Annotated in this window: 15 protein-coding genes; 11 read left to right on the top strand and 4 right to left on the bottom strand. The window is 44.0% G+C overall.

The window, feature by feature from the left end; genetic code table 11:
• The first annotated feature begins 354 nt into the window (after positions 1-354).
• The 3 genes from AAGA51_RS08650 to nspC all read left to right on the top strand — a co-directional run bounded on the left by AAGA51_RS08650 (position 355) and on the right by nspC (position 5,759).
• Positions 355-3,240: a pyridoxal phosphate-dependent class III aminotransferase gene (locus AAGA51_RS08650; RefSeq protein ID WP_042487761.1), complete on the top strand. Its 2,886-nt coding sequence runs from the start codon at positions 355-357 to the stop codon at positions 3,238-3,240.
• Positions 3,241-3,253: 13 nt separating this feature from the next.
• Positions 3,254-4,498, top strand: coding sequence for a carboxynorspermidine synthase (locus tag AAGA51_RS08645; protein WP_042487758.1), 1,245 nt, complete (start codon positions 3,254-3,256; stop codon positions 4,496-4,498).
• Positions 4,499-4,625: 127 nt separating this feature from the next.
• Positions 4,626-5,759, top strand: coding sequence for a carboxynorspermidine decarboxylase (gene nspC, locus AAGA51_RS08640; RefSeq protein ID WP_042487755.1), 1,134 nt, complete (start codon positions 4,626-4,628; stop codon positions 5,757-5,759).
• A gap of 103 nt (positions 5,760-5,862) precedes the next feature.
• Here the strand turns inward: nspC and AAGA51_RS08635 are convergent, their stop codons facing one another.
• Complete coding sequence (locus tag AAGA51_RS08635; protein WP_042487752.1) at positions 5,863-6,375, bottom strand: glycine cleavage system protein R; 513 nt, start codon at positions 6,373-6,375, stop codon at positions 5,863-5,865.
• Between the two features lie 329 nt (positions 6,376-6,704).
• Here AAGA51_RS08635 and AAGA51_RS08630 point away from each other — a divergent pair, with 329 nt between their 5' ends.
• From AAGA51_RS08630 to gntR, 6 genes are all read left to right on the top strand, one after another.
• Positions 6,705-7,721 carry a TRAP transporter substrate-binding protein gene (locus AAGA51_RS08630; RefSeq protein WP_042487750.1) on the top strand — a complete coding sequence of 339 codons (1,017 nt, stop codon included), beginning with the start codon at positions 6,705-6,707 and terminating at the stop codon, positions 7,719-7,721.
• A gap of 66 nt (positions 7,722-7,787) precedes the next feature.
• Positions 7,788-8,345 (top strand): TRAP transporter small permease subunit, encoded by a 558-nt coding sequence (locus AAGA51_RS08625; RefSeq protein ID WP_042487747.1) that lies wholly within the window; start codon positions 7,788-7,790, stop codon positions 8,343-8,345.
• Entirely contained in the window at positions 8,338-9,654 is a 1,317-nt protein-coding gene (locus AAGA51_RS08620) for a TRAP transporter large permease (protein WP_042487744.1), read from the top strand. The genes AAGA51_RS08625 and AAGA51_RS08620 overlap by 8 nt, the downstream gene beginning before the upstream one ends.
• A gap of 66 nt (positions 9,655-9,720) precedes the next feature.
• Complete coding sequence (locus AAGA51_RS08615) at positions 9,721-10,227, top strand: gluconokinase (RefSeq protein WP_042487740.1); 507 nt, start codon at positions 9,721-9,723, stop codon at positions 10,225-10,227.
• A gap of 14 nt (positions 10,228-10,241) precedes the next feature.
• A complete protein-coding gene (gene gndA / locus AAGA51_RS08610) occupies positions 10,242-11,711 on the top strand; it encodes an NADP-dependent phosphogluconate dehydrogenase (RefSeq protein WP_042487851.1) in 1,470 nt (489 codons plus the stop codon).
• A 125-nt stretch (positions 11,712-11,836) separates the two neighbouring features.
• Positions 11,837-12,838, top strand: a complete 1,002-nt coding sequence (gene gntR, locus AAGA51_RS08605) for a gluconate operon transcriptional repressor GntR (protein ID WP_081878739.1) — start codon at positions 11,837-11,839, stop codon at positions 12,836-12,838.
• A 39-nt stretch (positions 12,839-12,877) separates the two neighbouring features.
• Here the strand turns inward: gntR and AAGA51_RS08600 are convergent, their stop codons facing one another.
• On the bottom strand, positions 12,878-13,813 hold the full coding sequence (locus tag AAGA51_RS08600; RefSeq protein WP_373279348.1) for a DUF3943 domain-containing protein: 936 nt from the start codon (positions 13,811-13,813) through the stop codon (positions 12,878-12,880).
• 141 nt (positions 13,814-13,954) lie between these two features.
• Between AAGA51_RS08600 and AAGA51_RS08595 the strand changes: the two genes are divergently transcribed.
• Together AAGA51_RS08595 and AAGA51_RS08590 are read left to right on the top strand one after the other, a co-directional pair.
• Complete coding sequence (locus AAGA51_RS08595) at positions 13,955-15,193, top strand: CinA family nicotinamide mononucleotide deamidase-related protein (protein WP_042487738.1); 1,239 nt, start codon at positions 13,955-13,957, stop codon at positions 15,191-15,193.
• Positions 15,194-15,431: 238 nt separating this feature from the next.
• The gene (locus tag AAGA51_RS08590) at positions 15,432-15,692 is read left to right on the top strand and encodes a hypothetical protein (protein ID WP_042487736.1); all 261 of its coding nucleotides are present in this window, start codon (positions 15,432-15,434) and stop codon (positions 15,690-15,692) included.
• Between the two features lie 46 nt (positions 15,693-15,738).
• Here the strand turns inward: AAGA51_RS08590 and yfaE are convergent, their stop codons facing one another.
• The gene (gene yfaE / locus AAGA51_RS08585; RefSeq protein WP_042487733.1) at positions 15,739-16,017 is read right to left on the bottom strand and encodes a class I ribonucleotide reductase maintenance protein YfaE; all 279 of its coding nucleotides are present in this window, start codon (positions 16,015-16,017) and stop codon (positions 15,739-15,741) included.
• Entirely contained in the window at positions 16,017-17,150 is a 1,134-nt protein-coding gene (nrdB, locus tag AAGA51_RS08580; RefSeq protein ID WP_042487730.1) for a class Ia ribonucleoside-diphosphate reductase subunit beta, read from the bottom strand. The genes yfaE and nrdB overlap by 1 nt, the downstream gene beginning before the upstream one ends.
• Positions 17,151-17,199: the final 49 nt, after the last annotated feature.

Here is a 17,199-nt window from a genome sequence, read left to right as displayed (position 1 = left end):
TACGCGTAATGACCATTCAGGCTGATTGTGACATTACGTAGGGTAGGTATCAGTAAGTCCTTTTACTGATAGACGGGATACTCTTGCTGTGGGAACAGCATGTGAATGGGATACCCAACATTGATTTCATTTAAACTACAACCACGAATCAGCTTTGTACTTCCAGAATGCCCTGTTTATCAAGACAGCAGCATTACAGAACCTTGAACCTCTGATTTAGTTAATCGTCATCAATCTGATGACCCGTATTCCGTATTTGCTTAATGCATTCGGAATTTTTTGCTATTTGTCATTTCTCTCTTTTACTGACGTGCGGGAAATGAACGGAAATTATTATTTTTCAAGGTGATGAAGATGAGTACAGCCTTTGAAGTCGATAACACTATCGCAACCATTATGTCTAACCAAATTCCAGTACTAGACGGATTGTATGATCTGACTCCGGATGAAGTGTTGCTTGACCAAGCTGCGCATGAATCAGAAGTTCGTTCTTACCCACGTCGTCTACCTATCGCTATTAAACAAGCTTATGGCTGTTTAGTAGAAGATACACGTGGCCAAATCTTCCTAGATTGTTTGGCGGGTGCGGGTACTCTGGCTTTAGGTTACAACCATCCAGAAATTAACCAAGCGCTTAAGCAACAGCTTGATTCTGGTTTGCCATATCAAACACTTGATATTCCAACAAAATCTAAAACTGACTTTATTAAAGCAGTAAAAGGTTTTCTCCCTTCTGAACTTGGTGACGACTGTGTTATTCAGTTCTGTGGTCCATCTGGTGCAGACGCTGTTGAAGCGGCGATTAAGCTTGCTAAACAGACAACTGGTCGTAATACCATGTTTGCGTTCCGTGGTGCGTACCATGGTATGACTAACGGTACTATGGGCATGATGGGCAACCTGAACACGAAAGCTCGTCGTACTGGTTTGATGTCAGATGTTCACTTTATGCCTTTCCCATACAGCCTACGTTGCCCGTTTGGCCTAGGTGGCGAAGAAGGCGCGAAAGCGAGCATTCGTTACATTGAACGTCTTCTGAACGACGACGAAGCTGGCATCATGAAACCTGCTGCGATTATCGTTGAGCCAGTTCAAGGTGAAGGCGGTGTTATCCCAGCTCCTGCACATTTCCTACGTGAACTACGTCGTATCTGTGATGAGCACGGTATTCTATTGATCTTTGATGAGATTCAATGTGGTGTAGGTAAATCTGGCTACAACTTCGCGTTTGAAGAAGCGGGAATTATTCCAGACGTACTATGTCTATCTAAAGCGATTGGTGGCGGTCTACCAATGGCGATTCTGGTTATCAACAAAAAGTTTGATACATGGAAACCAGGTGAGCACACCGGTACTTTCCGTGGTAACCAACTAGCTATGGTGTCAGGTGCTAAAGCACTAGAAATCATCACTCGTGATAACCTCGTAGAGCACGCAAACATTGCGGGCCAATATCTACGCATGGGGTTAGAGAAAATTCAAAGCCGCGTGAACTGCGTTGCAGAAGTACGTGGTAAAGGTTTGATGCTAGGTCTTGAAATTCAAGATCCAAGCGGCGAGCTAAACAAGTTCGGTGAGCCTAAATCTGCACCGCAACTAACACTGGCTATTCAACGTGCGGCGCTTGAGCGTGGTTTGATGGTAGAGAAAGGTGGTCGTGACGGTTCGGTTATTCGTTTCCTTCCGCCATTGATTATCTCTTTCGAGCAAATCGACTTCGCATTACGTACGCTAGAAGAAGCAATTCTTGCTGCTGGTGGCGGTCATAAAGACCCAGAGCCAAGCAACCAAGAGTGGAAGAAGTACTTCATCCACACAGGTTCAATGGGCAGCGCAGAATTTGCACGTGTAATGAATCACACAACTGCTGCAATGAAAGCGGTATTTGAAGAAGTGAACGCGCCATATTCTGGTATGAATCCAAAAGCGTTGGAAGAAGCCATTTATGCGGTTGATCTTGATAACAAGAACGCGTCACTAAAAGAAGTGATTTCAGACACTGCAGAGCTAGTGGTTAAGAACTCAATTATGGTTCAACACCCTGACTGTATTGCTCACTTACATACACCACCATTGATGCCATCTGTTGTGGCAGAAACGATTATTGGTTCTCTAAACCAATCAATGGATTCATGGGATCAATCTTCTGCAGCGACATTCGTTGAGCAGAAAGTGGTTGATTGGATGTGTGAGAAGTACGAGCTAGGCGCTAAAGCGGACGGTATCGTAACGAGCGGTGGTACGCAAAGTAACCAGATGGGTCTAATGTTGGCTCGTGACTGGATTGCGGACAAACTAAGCGGTCACTCTATTCAGAAGCTAGGCCTACCTGATTACGCAGACAAACTACGTATTATTTGTTCTAAGAAGTCACACTTCACAGTACAAAAATCAGCATCTTGGATGGGTCTTGGTGAGAAAGCGATTCTTGCTGTAGACGCGCTTCCAAACGGCACTATGGATGTAGCAAAACTAGAAGCTGCGGTTGAACAAGCTAAAGCTGAAGGTTTGATTCCATTTGCAGTTGTAGGTACTGCGGGTACGACTGACCACGGCGCTATCGATGATTTAGCGACGATTGCTGATGTTGCAGAGAAACACGACCTATGGATGCACGTAGACGGTGCATACGGCGGTGCGTTGATTCTAAGCAGCCACAAAGATCGTTTGAAAGGCGTAGAACGTGCACAGTCAGTGAGCGTAGACTTCCACAAATTGTTCTTCCAAACAATCAGCTGTGGTGCGCTACTTCTAAACGATAAAAACAACTTCAAGTACCTGCTTCACCATGCAGATTACTTGAACCGTGAGCATGACACTCTGCCAAACTTGGTTGATAAGTCTATCTCTACGACAAAACGCTTTGATGCCTTGAAAGTGTTTATGACGATGCAAAACGTCGGTCCTAAACAACTAGGCGCAATGTACGACCATTTGTTAGACCAAACTCTACAAGTGGCTGATTTGGTTCGTCAGCATAAAGCCTTCGAGCTTTTGGCTGAACCATCTTTGTCTACCGTGTTATTCCGCGCAGTAGACAGCCAAGCGAAAGATTTCGATGAGCTTAATAAAGCAGTTCGAATGGAAGCGCTGGTACGTGGTATCGCAGTACTAGGCGAGACCATTGTGGATGGCAAAACTGCCTTGAAATTCACAATCTTGAACCCATGCTTGAAGATTTCGGACTTCGAATCTCTACTGGCTAAAATTGAAACTCTAGCGTCAGAGCTAGCGAAATAAAGGTAACGGATAAATGTCAATTCTACAGATTGGTGCGGGCGGTGTTGGTTGGGTTGTCGCGCATAAAGCAGCTCAAAACAACGACGTGCTGGGTGATATTACCATTGCTTCTCGTTCTATCGGGAAGTGTGAGAAGATCATTGAATCGATTAAGTGTAAAAATAACTTAAAAGATTCTACTAAGAAGCTAGAAGCTCGTGCAGTTAACGCAGATGACATTGAGTCATTAGTTGCGTTGATTGAAGAAGTGAAGCCTGATTTAGTGATTAACGCCGGTCCTCCATGGGTCAATGTTCCAATTATGGAAGCGTGTTATCAGGCTAAAGTATCTTACTTAGATACATCGGTGGCTGTTGACCTTTGCTCTGAAGGTCAGCAAGTACCAGAAGCTTATGATCCGCAATGGGCTTTCCGCGAAAAGTTCAAACAAGCAGGCATTACAGGCATTCTTGGCGCTGGTTTCGATCCGGGTGTTGTTAGTGTGTTTGCTGCTTACGCGGCGAAGCATCTGTTCGATGAAATCGACACTATCGACGTTATGGACATCAACGCGGGTGATCACGGTAAGAAGTTCGCAACCAACTTCGACCCAGAAACGAACATGCTTGAAATCCAAGGTGATTCTTTCTACTGGGAAGAGGGTGAGTGGAAAACCGTTCCTTGTCATACTCGTATGCTGGAATTTGATTTTCCAAAATGTGGTCCGTTCAAAGTGTACTCAATGGCACACGATGAAGTTCGCTCTTTAAAAGAATTCATTCCTGCAAAGCGCATTGAATTCTGGATGGGTTTTGGTGACCGCTACTTGAACTACTTCAACTGCATGCGTGACATTGGTTTGCTAAGCCCTGAACCATTAACTCTGCAAGACGGTACAGTTGTACAACCTCTGCAAGTTCTGAAGGCCATGCTACCAGACCCAACCTCTTTGGCTCCGGGTTACACTGGTTTAACCTGTATCGGTACTTGGGTTCAAGGTAAGAAGAATGGTGAGCAACGTAGTGTATTTATCTACAACAATGCAGACCACGAAGTGGCTTACAAAGATGTAGAGCATCAAGCAATTGCTTACACTACTGGTGTTCCAGCGATTACTGCTGCATTGCAATTCTTCCGTGGTGAATGGGCTGATTCAGGCGTGTTCAACATGGAACAGCTTAATCCGGATCCGTTCCTAGAAACTATGCCATCTATTGGTTTGAACTGGGAAGTTCTTGAACTTCAACCAGCTCAGCCAGAGATTCATATCCTTAAATAATCCACCTCTTATGAGAGGGTAGATGGATAGTTAATAGTTGAAGACAGCCGTCACTCAGGTGATGGCTGTTTTTTCCATTTTGCGATTGATGAAGTGTTGCTAAGGCAATACGCAGGAAATAAACAAGATGCAAAAGAGTGAATTGAAAACTCCTTACTTTATGATTGATGAGTCAAAACTGATCGCCAATCTGGAAATTGCAAAACGTCTGAAAGAAATTTCAGGTGTAAAACTGGTACTGGCGCTGAAGTGTTTTTCTACTTGGGGCGTGTTTGACATCATCAAGCCATACTTAGATGGCACAACCAGTTCTGGCCCATTTGAAGTGAAACTTGGCTATGAAACTTTTGGCGGTGAAACTCACGCATACAGCGTAGGTTACAGCGAAGATGACGTTAAAGAAGTGGTAGACATCTGCGACAAGATGATCTTCAACTCACAATCTCAACTTTCTGCATACCGTCACCTTGTGGAAGGCAAAGCGTCAATCGGTTTGCGCCTTAACCCAGGTGTTAGCTACGCAGGTCAAGACCTTGCTAACCCAGCACGTAAGTTCTCTCGCCTAGGTGTTCAGGCTGATCACATTGATGGTTCGGTATTCGATACGATCAATGGTGTGATGTTCCACATGAACTGTGAAAACAAAGATGTGGATGCTTTCATTGGCCTGCTGGATGCTATTTCAGAGCGTTTTGGTGAATACCTAAACAAACTGGATTGGGTGAGCATGGGCGGCGGCGTATTCTTTACATGGCCGGGTTACGATGTAGAAAAACTGGGTCTAGCGCTTAAAGCATTTTCTGAAAAACATGGCGTACAATTATACCTAGAGCCAGGCGAAGCGGTAATCACTAAGACCACTGATCTTGTAGTCACCGTTGTTGATATCGTAGAAAACGGTATGAAGACGGCGATCGTTGACTCTGCGACCGAAGCACACCGTCTAGATACACTTATCTACAATGAGCCTGCTTCAGTACTGGAAGCCAGTGAATCTGGCGAGCATGAATACGTGATTGGTTCATGTTCATGTTTGGCTGGTGATCAATTCTGTATCGCTAAGTTTGATCAGCCACTACAAATTGGTCAGAAGCTTCATATCTTGGACAGTGCGGGTTACACCATGGTGAAACTTAACTGGTTCAATGGCTTGAAGATGCCTTCTGTTTACTGCGAGCGCAGTAATGGCGACATTCAAAAATTGAACGAGTTTGGCTACCAAGACTTCAAACGTTCGCTTTCTCAATGGTCTGTTAAATAAGACTTATCGAGCAATAAAAAACCACCCATTTCTTAAAAGAGAAAGGGTGGTTTTTTATGCAGCTCAGTTTTATAAGTCAGCTAATCTTATGATTCAAATAAGTTTATGACTCAACGATAACACGAGTATCTTCGCTTAAAGATTCCAGCTCGCTGACCACATCATTCAATTGACGTTCAACAGGTAAACGCACAGCTAAGTTTGCAGTAAATAAGCTAGAGCTTACGCCACCGCCGCCAGCGATAAACACGCGCTGACAATCCATATCCAGAATCTGCACTTCTTGTTCATCAAGAACATGGGTGATCTCGTTAACTACGCCGTAGCGGTCGTTAGAATCAATACGAAGTTGGTATATTTTATCTTCGAGTTGTACGTGTTCAGCAACATCGACAATTTTTACCAGCAGATCAGGTGTGGCATAAAAGGCTTCTTTGACGACATCTGCATTTTCTTCTGGTATTTCAATTTTGATAACAGCAGCAACTTGGTCTTCAATAAAATTCACTTTGCTAATAAGCCACTTACCACTTTTTTCATTTGTCGCAGCGGCCAAAGATTTGATTGTTGAGGGTGTTGCTTTTCCTACGAAACTTACAATAAAGGTACAAGTCATATACGGCCTCCGAACATCATTACAAAATCACTTTTCTATTTGAGTTTAGGCGTTATATGTGTTCGAGACTTGACCAAGGTCAATTTTTTGATGTCGCGATATTCTAATAATTTCATTTATTTAACCCTCTGCACATTTGTTCAGGGCAATACCCGCCGAACCTGTTAATGGCTTCCTTATAAAAATAAGAAGTTTGTTAATTAATGTTTAAATCCTGTGATCATCCGCATAGACTTTTAGTAACAGTTACCGGTAACATTAAGGTTCAAGGTTACCGGTAACATAAAAATATAATCCGGTATTTACGTGAAGCAAATAAGGATAGACAAATGAAAGCTATGACGAGAACGCTTATCGCTACTGCTGTGACGGGCCTAGTGTCCATGTCAGCGATGGCGGCTGATTTCAAACTGAAAATTCAGTCTTCAGATCCATCGGGTGACCGCAACTTCCAGATTCAGCAAGTATGGGCTGATAACGTTGAAAAAATGTCTGGTGGACGTATCGACATTGACTTGTTACCTGTTGGTGCAGTGGTAAAACATACAGAAACTCTAAGCTCAATCAAAATGGGCATTCTTGATGGCCACGTAACTGCTACTGAGTTCTTCTCTGGTCAAGATCCAGCATTCGGCCTACTAGGTAACATGGTTGGCGCTTGGTCTGACACGACGCAACTTCTTCAATACATGAACTACGGCGGTGGTAATGAGCTTCTAACTGAGCTTTACAAACCTTACGGTGTTAAATTTATTGGTGCATCGACGACTGGTGTTGAATCTCTCGTTTCTAAAAAGCCGCTTGATAGCGTTGCTGATCTAAAAGGTCTGAAACTACGTGCTCCAGAAGGTCTGGTTCAACAAGTTTTTGCAGCAGCAGGTGCAACTCCAGTTAACCTACCGGGTTCAGAAGTATTCACTGGTCTAAGCAAAGGCGTTATTGATGCAGCGGACTACACAGTATTCTCTACAAACCAAAAAGCGGGTATGAACGATGTTGCGGCTCACCCAGTTCAACCTGGTTTCCACTCTCTACCGCTGATCGATATCTCTATTAGTCAAAAGAAATGGGACAAGATGCCTGAAGATTTGCAACAAATCCTCAAGACATCGGTACGTGATTTCTCTTACGACATTACGACACAGCTAAAAATTGCTGACCAAGCGGCAGTAAAAGAAGCGAACGCGAATCCAAACATCACGATTCACAACTGGTCTGATGAAGAGCGCAAGAAGTTCCGTTCTATCGCTCGTGAACAATGGAAAGTATTTGCAGAGCGTTCACCAAACGCACAAAAAGTTTACGAATCAGTAACTACGTTCCTAGAGAAGAACGACCTACTGTAATCGAAGTACTTCCTTTATTTAGAGAGGGTGTTTTGGCCCTCTCTCATTTCACTAAAAGAGTTCGTTATGAGCGAGAATAAGCTACAGGCTACATCACACCTTGATGATCAGCCAAAGAATGCATTAGACCGAGCAATCATACGTATCGGAAACACCCTTAGCTTGCTGTTTCTTTTGACTGTTGCGATTTCTTTCTACGAAGTTGTTATGCGCTATGTTTTTGACGCACCAACGACGTGGGTACATGAAACAGCAGCCTTTATCGGCGGGTGTTTGTTTGTGTTCGGTGGTGTGTATGCAATGGCCTCGAACAAGCACGTTCGAGTGGTTCTTATCTACGACAATGTTTCAAAGCGCGCTAAACACTATCTCAATATGGTTCACCATATTGTCGGTTTGGCGTTCGCACTAATGATGGCTTATGCCTCTTATATCACGGTAGAAAGCGCATGGTTTGCACCATGGGGAGAGATGCGTTTAGAAACATCTGGTTCAGCTTTCAACCCGCCTTATCCTGCGCTGCTTAAAGCGGTAATTTTTATCACTTTGATCATTTTGGTAGTGCAGTTTGTTCTGCATATGATTCAAGAGATTCAAGCCTTAAGGAATAAACACGATGTTTGATTTATCTTCTATTGGTATTGAATGGGGCAGCTTGCTGATGCTGGTCATGATGATCGGCTTATTGCTGACCGGTATGCAGCTTGCGTTTGTTACCTGTTTCGTCGCTATCGTATTTACTCTTGGCTGGTTTGGTGTTGACGCGATTCCTTTGGTCACCAGCCGCATGTACAGCTTTGCATCGGACTACATTTTCTTAGCTATTCCGATGTTCGTATTAATGGCAGCCATGCTGGATCGCTCGGGTATCGCGAAAGATCTGTTCGACGCAATGAAGTCTGTAGGGCGTAAAGTTCGCGGTGGTGTTGCAGTTCAAACGCTATTGGTAGCGGTCTTACTGGCATCAATGTCTGGCGTTATCGGTGGTGAAACCGTTCTGTTAGGTATTTTGGCACTGCCACAAATGCTTCGCTTGGGCTATGACCGTAAGCTTGCTATTGGTACAACGTGTGCGGGTGGCGCGCTAGGTACTATGCTTCCGCCAAGTATCGTTCTTATCATCTATGGCATGACCGCAAGTGTATCGATTGGTGATCTGTTTAAAGCGGCATTTATTCCTGCATTCATCCTAGCGGCTTGTTATATCGCTTATGTATTGATTCGTTGTTATATCAATCCTTCTCTGGCACCTGATTTTAGTGATGAAGATTTAGAAGACGACAATAAGCCAAGTTACTTCAAAGCACTTTTCTTCCCATTGTTATCAGTGGCAGTGGTTCTCGGCAGTATTTATACCGGTGTTGCTTCTGTAACTGAAGCTTCAGCTCTTGGTGTTGTTGGTATCATGATCAGCGCGGTAATCCGTAAAGAAATGAGCTGGAAGATGCTGCAAGAGAGTGCGATGGCGACAATGCGCACCTGCGGGATGATCATCTGGATTGGTATCGGTGCGAGTGCGTTGGTTGGGATTTACAACCTGATGGGCGGCATCGACTTCGTTGAAGAAACCATTCTTACGCTTTCTGGCGGCAGCGCATTCGCAACACTGTTCATTATGATGGTGATTCTACTCGTACTAGGTATGTTCTTGGACTGGGTAGGTGTTGCACTGCTAACCATGCCAATTTTCGTACCTATTATCACGAATCTAGGATTTGACCCGATTTGGTTTGGTGTCGTGTTCTGTCTGAACATGCAGGTATCGTTCTTATCACCACCATTTGGTCCGGCGGCATTCTACCTTAAATCGGTAGCGCCAAAAGAAATCAGCTTAGGTGAGATATTCCAGTCACTGATTCCATTTATCTTCATGCAAATTTTTGTTCTGGGTTTGGTCATTGCTTTCCCGCAGCTCGCTATGTGGTGGAAATAAAAGCAACCCATTTTATTGAATTTAGTAAGGCGGCTACGGTGAGAGTAGTCTAGGGAAGTGTGTTCAATGGACCCAAAGAAAATATTGGTTATGGGCGTTTCAGGTTGCGGTAAGAGCTCAGTTGGCAGCGCTATCGCAAAGGCATTGAACCTGAAATTCTTTGATGGTGATGACTACCACTCTGAACAGAGTGTAGAAAAGATGAGACAAGGGATTCCTCTTACTGATGAAGACCGTATTGGTTGGCTGCAACGTTTGAATAGCCTGTTTTTAGAGCATGAGTCTGCGGTGATCGCTTGTTCTGCTTTGAAACCAGAATACAGAGACATTCTGCGTAACAACAATCAGGACTTAGCTATTGTCTATTTGCAAGGTGACTACGACACGATTTGGGCTCGTTTATCACAGCGCGCAAATCACTACTTCCACGGTGAGAAGATGTTGAAAAGTCAGTTTGATACATTGATTGAGCCTGAAACTGACGAAGCCATTTTTGTTGATGTTTCCTCATCTATGGAAGAGGTGTTAGAGCAGGCGCTTCAAGGGCTTCGTAATAAAGGAGAAAGCGCTTGAGTTATCATATTGCAATGGTTGGATTAGGCGTAATGGGTAAAAGTCTTGCGCTTAATCTGGTTGACCACGGATTTTCAGTGGTGGGCTTTGACTTAAGCCAAAGCCACTGTTTACGAGCGGATAAGGAAGCTCAAGAGCTTTCCATAAACCCAAACAAAGGACAGTTCAAAATAGCGCAGAACCTAAAGGACTTGCTCTCTTGCTTGGCTACACCAAGAGTCATTGCCTTATCGGTTCCTGCTGGCGAAATCGTTGATCAAGTCATCGAGCAACTGCTGCAAAATGGCTTAGAAGCGCAAGACATTGTTATTGATACTGGCAACAGTTTGTGGACCGACTCTGAACGTAGAGAAGAGTTGTTTGCCGGTCGTCTGCGATTCTTCAGTACCGCTGTTTCAGGCGGGGAACAAGGTGCACGTCATGGCCCATCTTTAATGGCAAGTGGCGATCCTATTGCATGGAAGCACGTTGAATCTATGTGGACTGCAATTGCCGCTAAAGTAGATGCGAACGGTTTATCCATCGATTCTCATCAGTCAGGCGAGGCATGTGCTGCATATTTAGGTCCGGCTGGGGCAGGGCATTACGTGAAGATGGTGCACAACGGCATTGAATATGCCGATATGCAAATTATCTGTGAAGCGTATCAGTACATGCGCCAAGTTTTGCAGATGTCAGCCACCGAAATTGGTGAAGTGTTTACGGTTTGGAATCAAGGTGCACTTAACAGCTATCTGATGGAAATCAGTGCAGACGTACTCAAGCAACAGGATCCAAGAACGGGCAATTCGTTGGTGGATATGATTCTGGATGTCGCGGAGCAAAAAGGTACTGGGCTTTGGACAGCGGTCAATGCGTTGCAGATGGGAAGCCCTGCGACAACGATCGCTCAGGCTGTGTTTGCCCGAGCATTAAGCGCTAACAAAGGACGTCGAGTAAAAGCCTCTTCCATATTGCCTTCAGTGAAGCAAACTTGTTTAGAAGACAAGACACAAGCTCTGAAAGCACTAGAGGATGGTTTGTATTGCGCGAAATTAGTCACTTATGCCCAAGGGTTTGACTTACTCAAGAGTAAATCAGAGCTTGAGGGCTGGCAGCTCAATTTCTCAGACATTGCGAAAATCTGGCGTTCTGGCTGTATTATTCGTGCAGCATTCTTGCAAAACATTTCCGCTGTATATGAGCATAATTCTGAACTTGATCATCTGTTATTTGCCGAAGATTTCATTGAGCAGCTTTCCAAGCGTGTATTAGGCTGGAGAACCTGCAGTGCTCAGGCAATATTATCCGGTGTTGCTATGCCAGCAGTGATTTCGGCATTGAATTACTACGATGCTTTGTCGAGCTCACTATCTCCGGCGAATTTGCTGCAAGCGCAGCGAGATTACTTTGGTGCGCATACTTATGCGAGGGTGGATGAGCCATCTACGGATAAGTTTCATTTGCTTTGGGAAAGTGAAACTCGACTAGAAACTAAACGTTAATCAATAAGCGCCTTTTATCTGGGCGCTTTTTTGATAACAGAGTCAAATAAATAAGTGCGATTAAACCTATTTCTCTATTGAGCTCTTGAGTACAATGTTACCAGTAACAAAGAGAATATTTATTTATGGTTAGTAAGAAAAAACGCCCGACGCTTCAGGATGTAGCGAATTTAGTCGGAGTGACCAAAATGACAGTCAGTCGCTGTCTACGTGATCCCAATTCTGTATCTCCTACGGTACAAGAGAAAGTGCTCGCAGCTGTCGAGGAGCTGGGCTATATCCCTAACCGTGCTCCTGATATTTTGTCGAATGCGAAAAGCCATGCGATTGGCGTTCTTGTTCCGTCTTTAACTAACCAAGTTTTTGCGGAAGTTATTCGAGGTATTGAGCAAGTAACTGGGCCTGCTGGCTACCAAACTATGCTTGCGCACTATGGTTATAGCTCTGAGCTGGAAGAGCAGAGTGTGGCTTCATTACTCTCCTATAACGTGGACGCTATTATCCTTTCTGAAAATGTTCACACAGAACGGGTAAAAAAAATGCTGCAAACCGCGTCTATTCCGGTGGTAGAAATTATGGATTCTATCTCGCCGAGAATTGAACAAGCGGTGGGTTTTGACAACTTTGCAGCCGCGAAAGATATGACAAAAGCAATGTTGGCAAAGGGATGCAAACAGATTGTCTATTTAGCCGCACGAATGGATGAACGTACCCGTCAAAAAATGTCTGGTTTTAATCAGGCGATGAATGACGCTGGTTTAGAACCTTTGGCTCTGCAAACGGAAGCGGCCTCATCGTTTACTTTGGGTGCAAAGTTATTGGGTGATGCAATTGAAAAACATCCCAAGGTTGACGGCATATTTTGTACCAACGATGACTTAGCGATTGGTGCGTTTTATGAGTGTGTAAGGCGCAACATCTCTGTTCCTAACCAAATTTCTATCGCAGGTTTCCATGGGCACGATATTAGTCAGGCTATGACACCAAGGTTAGCCACAGTGGTGACACCTCGTGAAAAAATCGGCCTGATTGCGGCAAGAGAGATTATGAATCGACTCAATGGCGAAAAGGAATACCAAGAGTGCATTGATCTTGGCTACCGAATTGAATTGGGAGAGAGCATTTAAAAGCGCCGATACAGCGCTTTTAAATGTCAAAAACTGAAATTAGAACGTCACTTTGAAGTTCAAAGAGTAGAACTGGTCGTCGTAAGGTACGCCTGAACTTAGCGCAAAGTTCGCAGCATCGTTATTACCATACCAAGGGTCCGTTTGCAGCTGAAGTTCTGCTGAACCACCCCAAGCATTGCTCACCCAGCCGTGAATATGACCAACAGGGTTCAGGAAGAACAAGCTAATATCACCCACGGTTTCAGAACCTAGAACTTCACCGCCATTGGCGACGATTTCTTGCTCTGTCTCGAACATGATCTCACCCACGACCGCACCAAAGAATGGCGTGATGAAAAGGTCTTGATAGGACGGTACTTCTGCAAACGCTTCTACGCCGTATTCCCAGAAGAATGCGGACATAGTGAACGAATACAAGAAAGACTGAAATTCGTTGTAACCAGCATGACGCGCTGCAGTGTAGTACACGCCGCCAAAATAGGGGTGCATGATGTAGTTTAGGTAGTGTTCATCTCTGTCCCATACTGGACCAGATGAGACATTGTCTTTCCATTTTTTGCCTAAGCCGCTAAGGTCGCGATCTTCTTCATCCCATTTAGTGACAGATTCAGGAAGAAGTGTCATAAGTGCAACGGTCGCAACACTCAATCCTAGAATGGTATAGGTTTGCTGTCTTAGGTATTCAGCGTCTTTTTCGCTAGATACCGTCAGATAACGAGGAAGTGGCTGATCAATCTGCAAGTCTTGCTGTTCAGACAGACTCATTGAAAACGGAGAAGGTGCTTGATAAGAAAGCGGAGAATTAAAAGCACATAAAGAATCAGCACAGTTTACTGAGTATTCAAGTTCAAGAGGTTGTTGGTCAAAGTACGTGCTTGCATTTGCACAAGCTGACATTGATAACGTGAGGGCTGTGATGGTTTTCTTTAGCACAAAAGGCTCCAAGGCACTGTTTTTAATGATCACTGTCACAATTATCCATTAAAGTCTTGAACATGGAAACATCAAATTGCACATAAACGGAAAACTTCTGGAGAAATAACACATTCCAGAGGATATAGTGAATGTCATATAACCGAGTATAGGTTAGGTAAATATATTAAAGGTAAGAATATGCTCAAAGTTGCAATGTTAAGCACTGGTGAGGAAGTGTTGCATGGAGACATCGTTGATACCAATGCAGCTTGGTTATCGCGAGAGTTTTTCCAAAATGGTTTTGCGTTAAACAAACGCTCAACGGTAGGGGATGCAAAAACTTCACTAGTCGAAGAGCTATTAATGCTGAGCTTCAACGCAGATGTAGTGGTAGTGAACGGTGGCCTAGGACCAACGACCGATGATCTAAGTTCGGAATGTGCAGCATTGGCCGCTGAACAAGAACTCAAACTGTTTCCTGAATGGCTAGAGAAGCTAGAAACCTTTTTTGCTCAGCGTAAAATCAAAATGCCGGAAAGTAACATTAAACAAGCCATGTTGCCTGAGAAAGCGATCATTCTCGATAACCCAATAGGCACCGCTTGCGGCTTTAAGGTTCAAATCAATGACTGCTGGTTCTACTTCACTCCGGGTGTACCAAAAGAATTTAAGCTCATGGTCAATGAGCAGATATTGCCAGATCTGAAAAAGCAGTATCCTCAGCAAGTTGGTTTGGAGTGCAGTCGTCTCTATACATTTGGCACGACGGAATCGGGCATATCCGACAAGTTGGATAAACTTCACCTTCCTCAAGGTTATGTACTCGGTTACCGCTCTTATTTGCCGTTTATTGAAGTGAAGTTGTTTGGCCCACGTAATGACTTAGATATGCGGGTAAAGCTGCTACAAATGATTTACGCGCATTTAGAGCAGCATGTTGTGAGTGTTGATGAGCCGATGCTGGAACATGTTGGCCATCTTATGGCTGAGAAAGGGATGTCGCTTGCTTTGGCAGAGCAGTCAACCAAAGGTTGGTTATCCAACTGGCTTTTGAGTAACGCTGAAATTGAGAAGCTTAGCGGACACAGTTGGATTCTCAGCCATAAAACGGATGAAGGTTTAGGGCATCAGGATCCGTTAGCTGCTTCTTTTGCCTTGGCTGCGGCAACAAAAGAGAAGTGCGCGACCGACCTTTCTCTAGTGACGGGTATGCTCAATGATGATCACTTCACCGTCTCTCTGTCGGCTCCACAAGGGGAGTGGGGGCAAACAGTGAAGTTCAACCGCGCTTATGCATCTGGTGAACAGAAGCAAATCATAGGTACTATTGTCGCTGATATGTTACGTCGTTACTTAGAAGGTAAACCTATTCTCACTAAGTACAGTTCAGTGACGACGGTTAAAGAGATGTATCTCCCAAGCAGCGTTTTGGGTTGATTTTCACACCCTTAATCCTTGCTAGTTTAGTTTTCCGCATGATGGATGGTAATAAGCTGATGAATAATTGGCTTATTACCTAAATCGACATTCTCTCCTTTCTTATGCGTAATTTGTCTAAGATCTAACCCGATGATTTTAAGAGAGGTAAAAATTCGTCTCACAAATGAGTCCAAAATTTCTCAATTTTGTTTGTAAACTGAAAACTCGTCGCTGTGACTTCGGCAGGAGGCTGGATATGTTTTCACAATCAAAAATCTTAGTGTGGTACGAAATTGCAAGCCAAAAAGTAGTGTTAGGAGAAGCACTTACCGGTAGTGGTGAGGATCATGATGTTGTTTCACTGTGGCGTCATGCGCCAGTTGACAACAACAATTCAAGCTATCCTGGCTATCGCTTGTCTTTGTATGATGATGGCGGTAGGGAAATCGGTCATAAATCCGTTTCTATGGGAACGGCAGATGAAATTCTATTTGGAATGAATAAAGCCAGAGCTTAGCTCTGGCTTTAATTTATCTCTGCTGGGACGAGTGAGTAACGTCTTGTTATGCTCGTTTCGCTTTAGGCTGATAATTCACATCGGATAGTTCAACTGGCGTTTTTGCTTTACATATGCAAGGCAATATTTCATTGCTTTGTGTATACGCCATTGCAAAACCAACATATTCGACTTCGCCGGAGAGAAGCGTGCAACGACACGCTCCACAATGGCCATCACGGCAGTTGTATTCCGGCTCTAACCCAGCCTGTTCCATTGTTTCTAGCAATGTGTTTGACGGGTTAGATTCAATAGTGATTATTTTGTTGATTTTGACCGTTGCCATTACAGCTCAAAGCCCTCGAAATCGTCTGCGCCAACTTCGTTATCGATTTGACCAACGAGGTATGAGCTGATTTCTGCTTCCTGTGGAGCAACTTGAACGTTATCAGATGATAACCATGCGTTGATCCATGGAATAGGGTTGCTGGTTGCATTCGGGTATGCCGCATCAAGACCCACAGCTTGCATACGGATGTTCGTGATGTACTCAACGTATTGAGAAAGAATATCTTTGTTCAGACCAATCATAGATCCATCTTTGAACAGGTATTCAGACCACTCTTTTTCTTGTTCTGCTGCAGCTTTAAATAAGTCAAAACACTCTTGTTTGCACTCTTCTGCAATTTGTAAGAACTCAAAATCGTCCATGCCGTTGCGAAGCAGGTTGATCATGTGCTGAGTTCCAGTAAGGTGCAGCGCTTCGTCACGAGCGATAAGCTTGATGATTTTCGCGTTACCTTCCATCAGCTCACGTTCTGCGAAAGCGAATGAACACGCAAAACTTACGTAGAAACGAATCGCTTCTAGCGCGTTTACAGACATCAAGCACAGGTATAGCTGCTTCTTAAGCCCAGACAGGCTTACTTTGATTGTTTCGCCATTAACAGTGTGTGTACCTTCGCCGTAACGATGATAATCGTTGGTTAACTGGATCAGATTGTCGTAGTAATGCGCGATGTCTTTCGCACGTTTAATGATGTGTTCATTTTCTACGATATCGTCAAACACAACCGCAGGGTCATTAACGATGTTACGGATAATGTGCGTGTACGAACGAGAGTGAATTGTTTCTGAGAAAGACCACGTTTCAATCCACGTTTCCAATTCTGGTAGTGAAACCAATGGAAGTAGAGCAACGTTAGGACTACGTCCTTGGATTGAATCAAGAAGAGTCTGATACTTTAAGTTCGAGATGAAAATATGCTTTTCATGATCAGGTAACTTGTTGTAATCAATACGGTCACTTGAAACGTCAACTTCTTCAGGGCGCCAGAAGAACGAAAGTTGCTTTTCGATCAACTTTTCAAAAATGTCGTATTTTTGTTGGTCATAGCGAGCCACGTTAACTGGCTGACCAAGAAACATTGGTTCTTTAAGTTGGTTATTCTTTTTCTGAGTAAAAGTACTGTAAGCCATTTGCTGTCATCCATTTTGCCCTTTGCCTTCGTCAAAGGGCATTCAAATC

This window comes from Vibrio diazotrophicus, from assembly GCF_038452265.1.
Classification (GTDB): Bacteria; Pseudomonadota; Gammaproteobacteria; order Enterobacterales; family Vibrionaceae; genus Vibrio; species Vibrio diazotrophicus.
Note: the sequence above shows the minus strand (reverse complement) of the source record. Positions and strands in the feature narration are given on the sequence as shown.

What these genes read in the sequence shown, in the direction of transcription:
- AAGA51_RS08650 (WP_042487761.1), top strand. Translation starts at nt 355, where the DNA reads ATGAGTACAGCCTTTGAAGTCGATAACACTATCGCAACCATTATGTCT.
- AAGA51_RS08645 (WP_042487758.1), top strand. Translation starts at nt 3,254, where the DNA reads ATGTCAATTCTACAGATTGGTGCGGGCGGTGTTGGTTGGGTTGTCGCG.
- nspC (WP_042487755.1), top strand. Translation starts at nt 4,626, where the DNA reads ATGCAAAAGAGTGAATTGAAAACTCCTTACTTTATGATTGATGAGTCA.
- AAGA51_RS08635 (WP_042487752.1), bottom strand. Translation starts at nt 6,375, where the DNA reads ATGACTTGTACCTTTATTGTAAGTTTCGTAGGAAAAGCAACACCCTCA.
- AAGA51_RS08630 (WP_042487750.1), top strand. Translation starts at nt 6,705, where the DNA reads ATGAAAGCTATGACGAGAACGCTTATCGCTACTGCTGTGACGGGCCTA.
- AAGA51_RS08625 (WP_042487747.1), top strand. Translation starts at nt 7,788, where the DNA reads ATGAGCGAGAATAAGCTACAGGCTACATCACACCTTGATGATCAGCCA.
- AAGA51_RS08620 (WP_042487744.1), top strand. Translation starts at nt 8,338, where the DNA reads ATGTTTGATTTATCTTCTATTGGTATTGAATGGGGCAGCTTGCTGATG.
- AAGA51_RS08615 (WP_042487740.1), top strand. Translation starts at nt 9,721, where the DNA reads ATGGACCCAAAGAAAATATTGGTTATGGGCGTTTCAGGTTGCGGTAAG.
- gndA (WP_042487851.1), top strand. Translation starts at nt 10,242, where the DNA reads ATGGTTGGATTAGGCGTAATGGGTAAAAGTCTTGCGCTTAATCTGGTT.
- gntR (WP_081878739.1), top strand. Translation starts at nt 11,837, where the DNA reads ATGGTTAGTAAGAAAAAACGCCCGACGCTTCAGGATGTAGCGAATTTA.
- AAGA51_RS08595 (WP_042487738.1), top strand. Translation starts at nt 13,955, where the DNA reads ATGCTCAAAGTTGCAATGTTAAGCACTGGTGAGGAAGTGTTGCATGGA.
- AAGA51_RS08590 (WP_042487736.1), top strand. Translation starts at nt 15,432, where the DNA reads ATGTTTTCACAATCAAAAATCTTAGTGTGGTACGAAATTGCAAGCCAA.
- yfaE (WP_042487733.1), bottom strand. Translation starts at nt 16,017, where the DNA reads ATGGCAACGGTCAAAATCAACAAAATAATCACTATTGAATCTAACCCG.
- nrdB (WP_042487730.1), bottom strand. Translation starts at nt 17,150, where the DNA reads ATGGCTTACAGTACTTTTACTCAGAAAAAGAATAACCAACTTAAAGAA.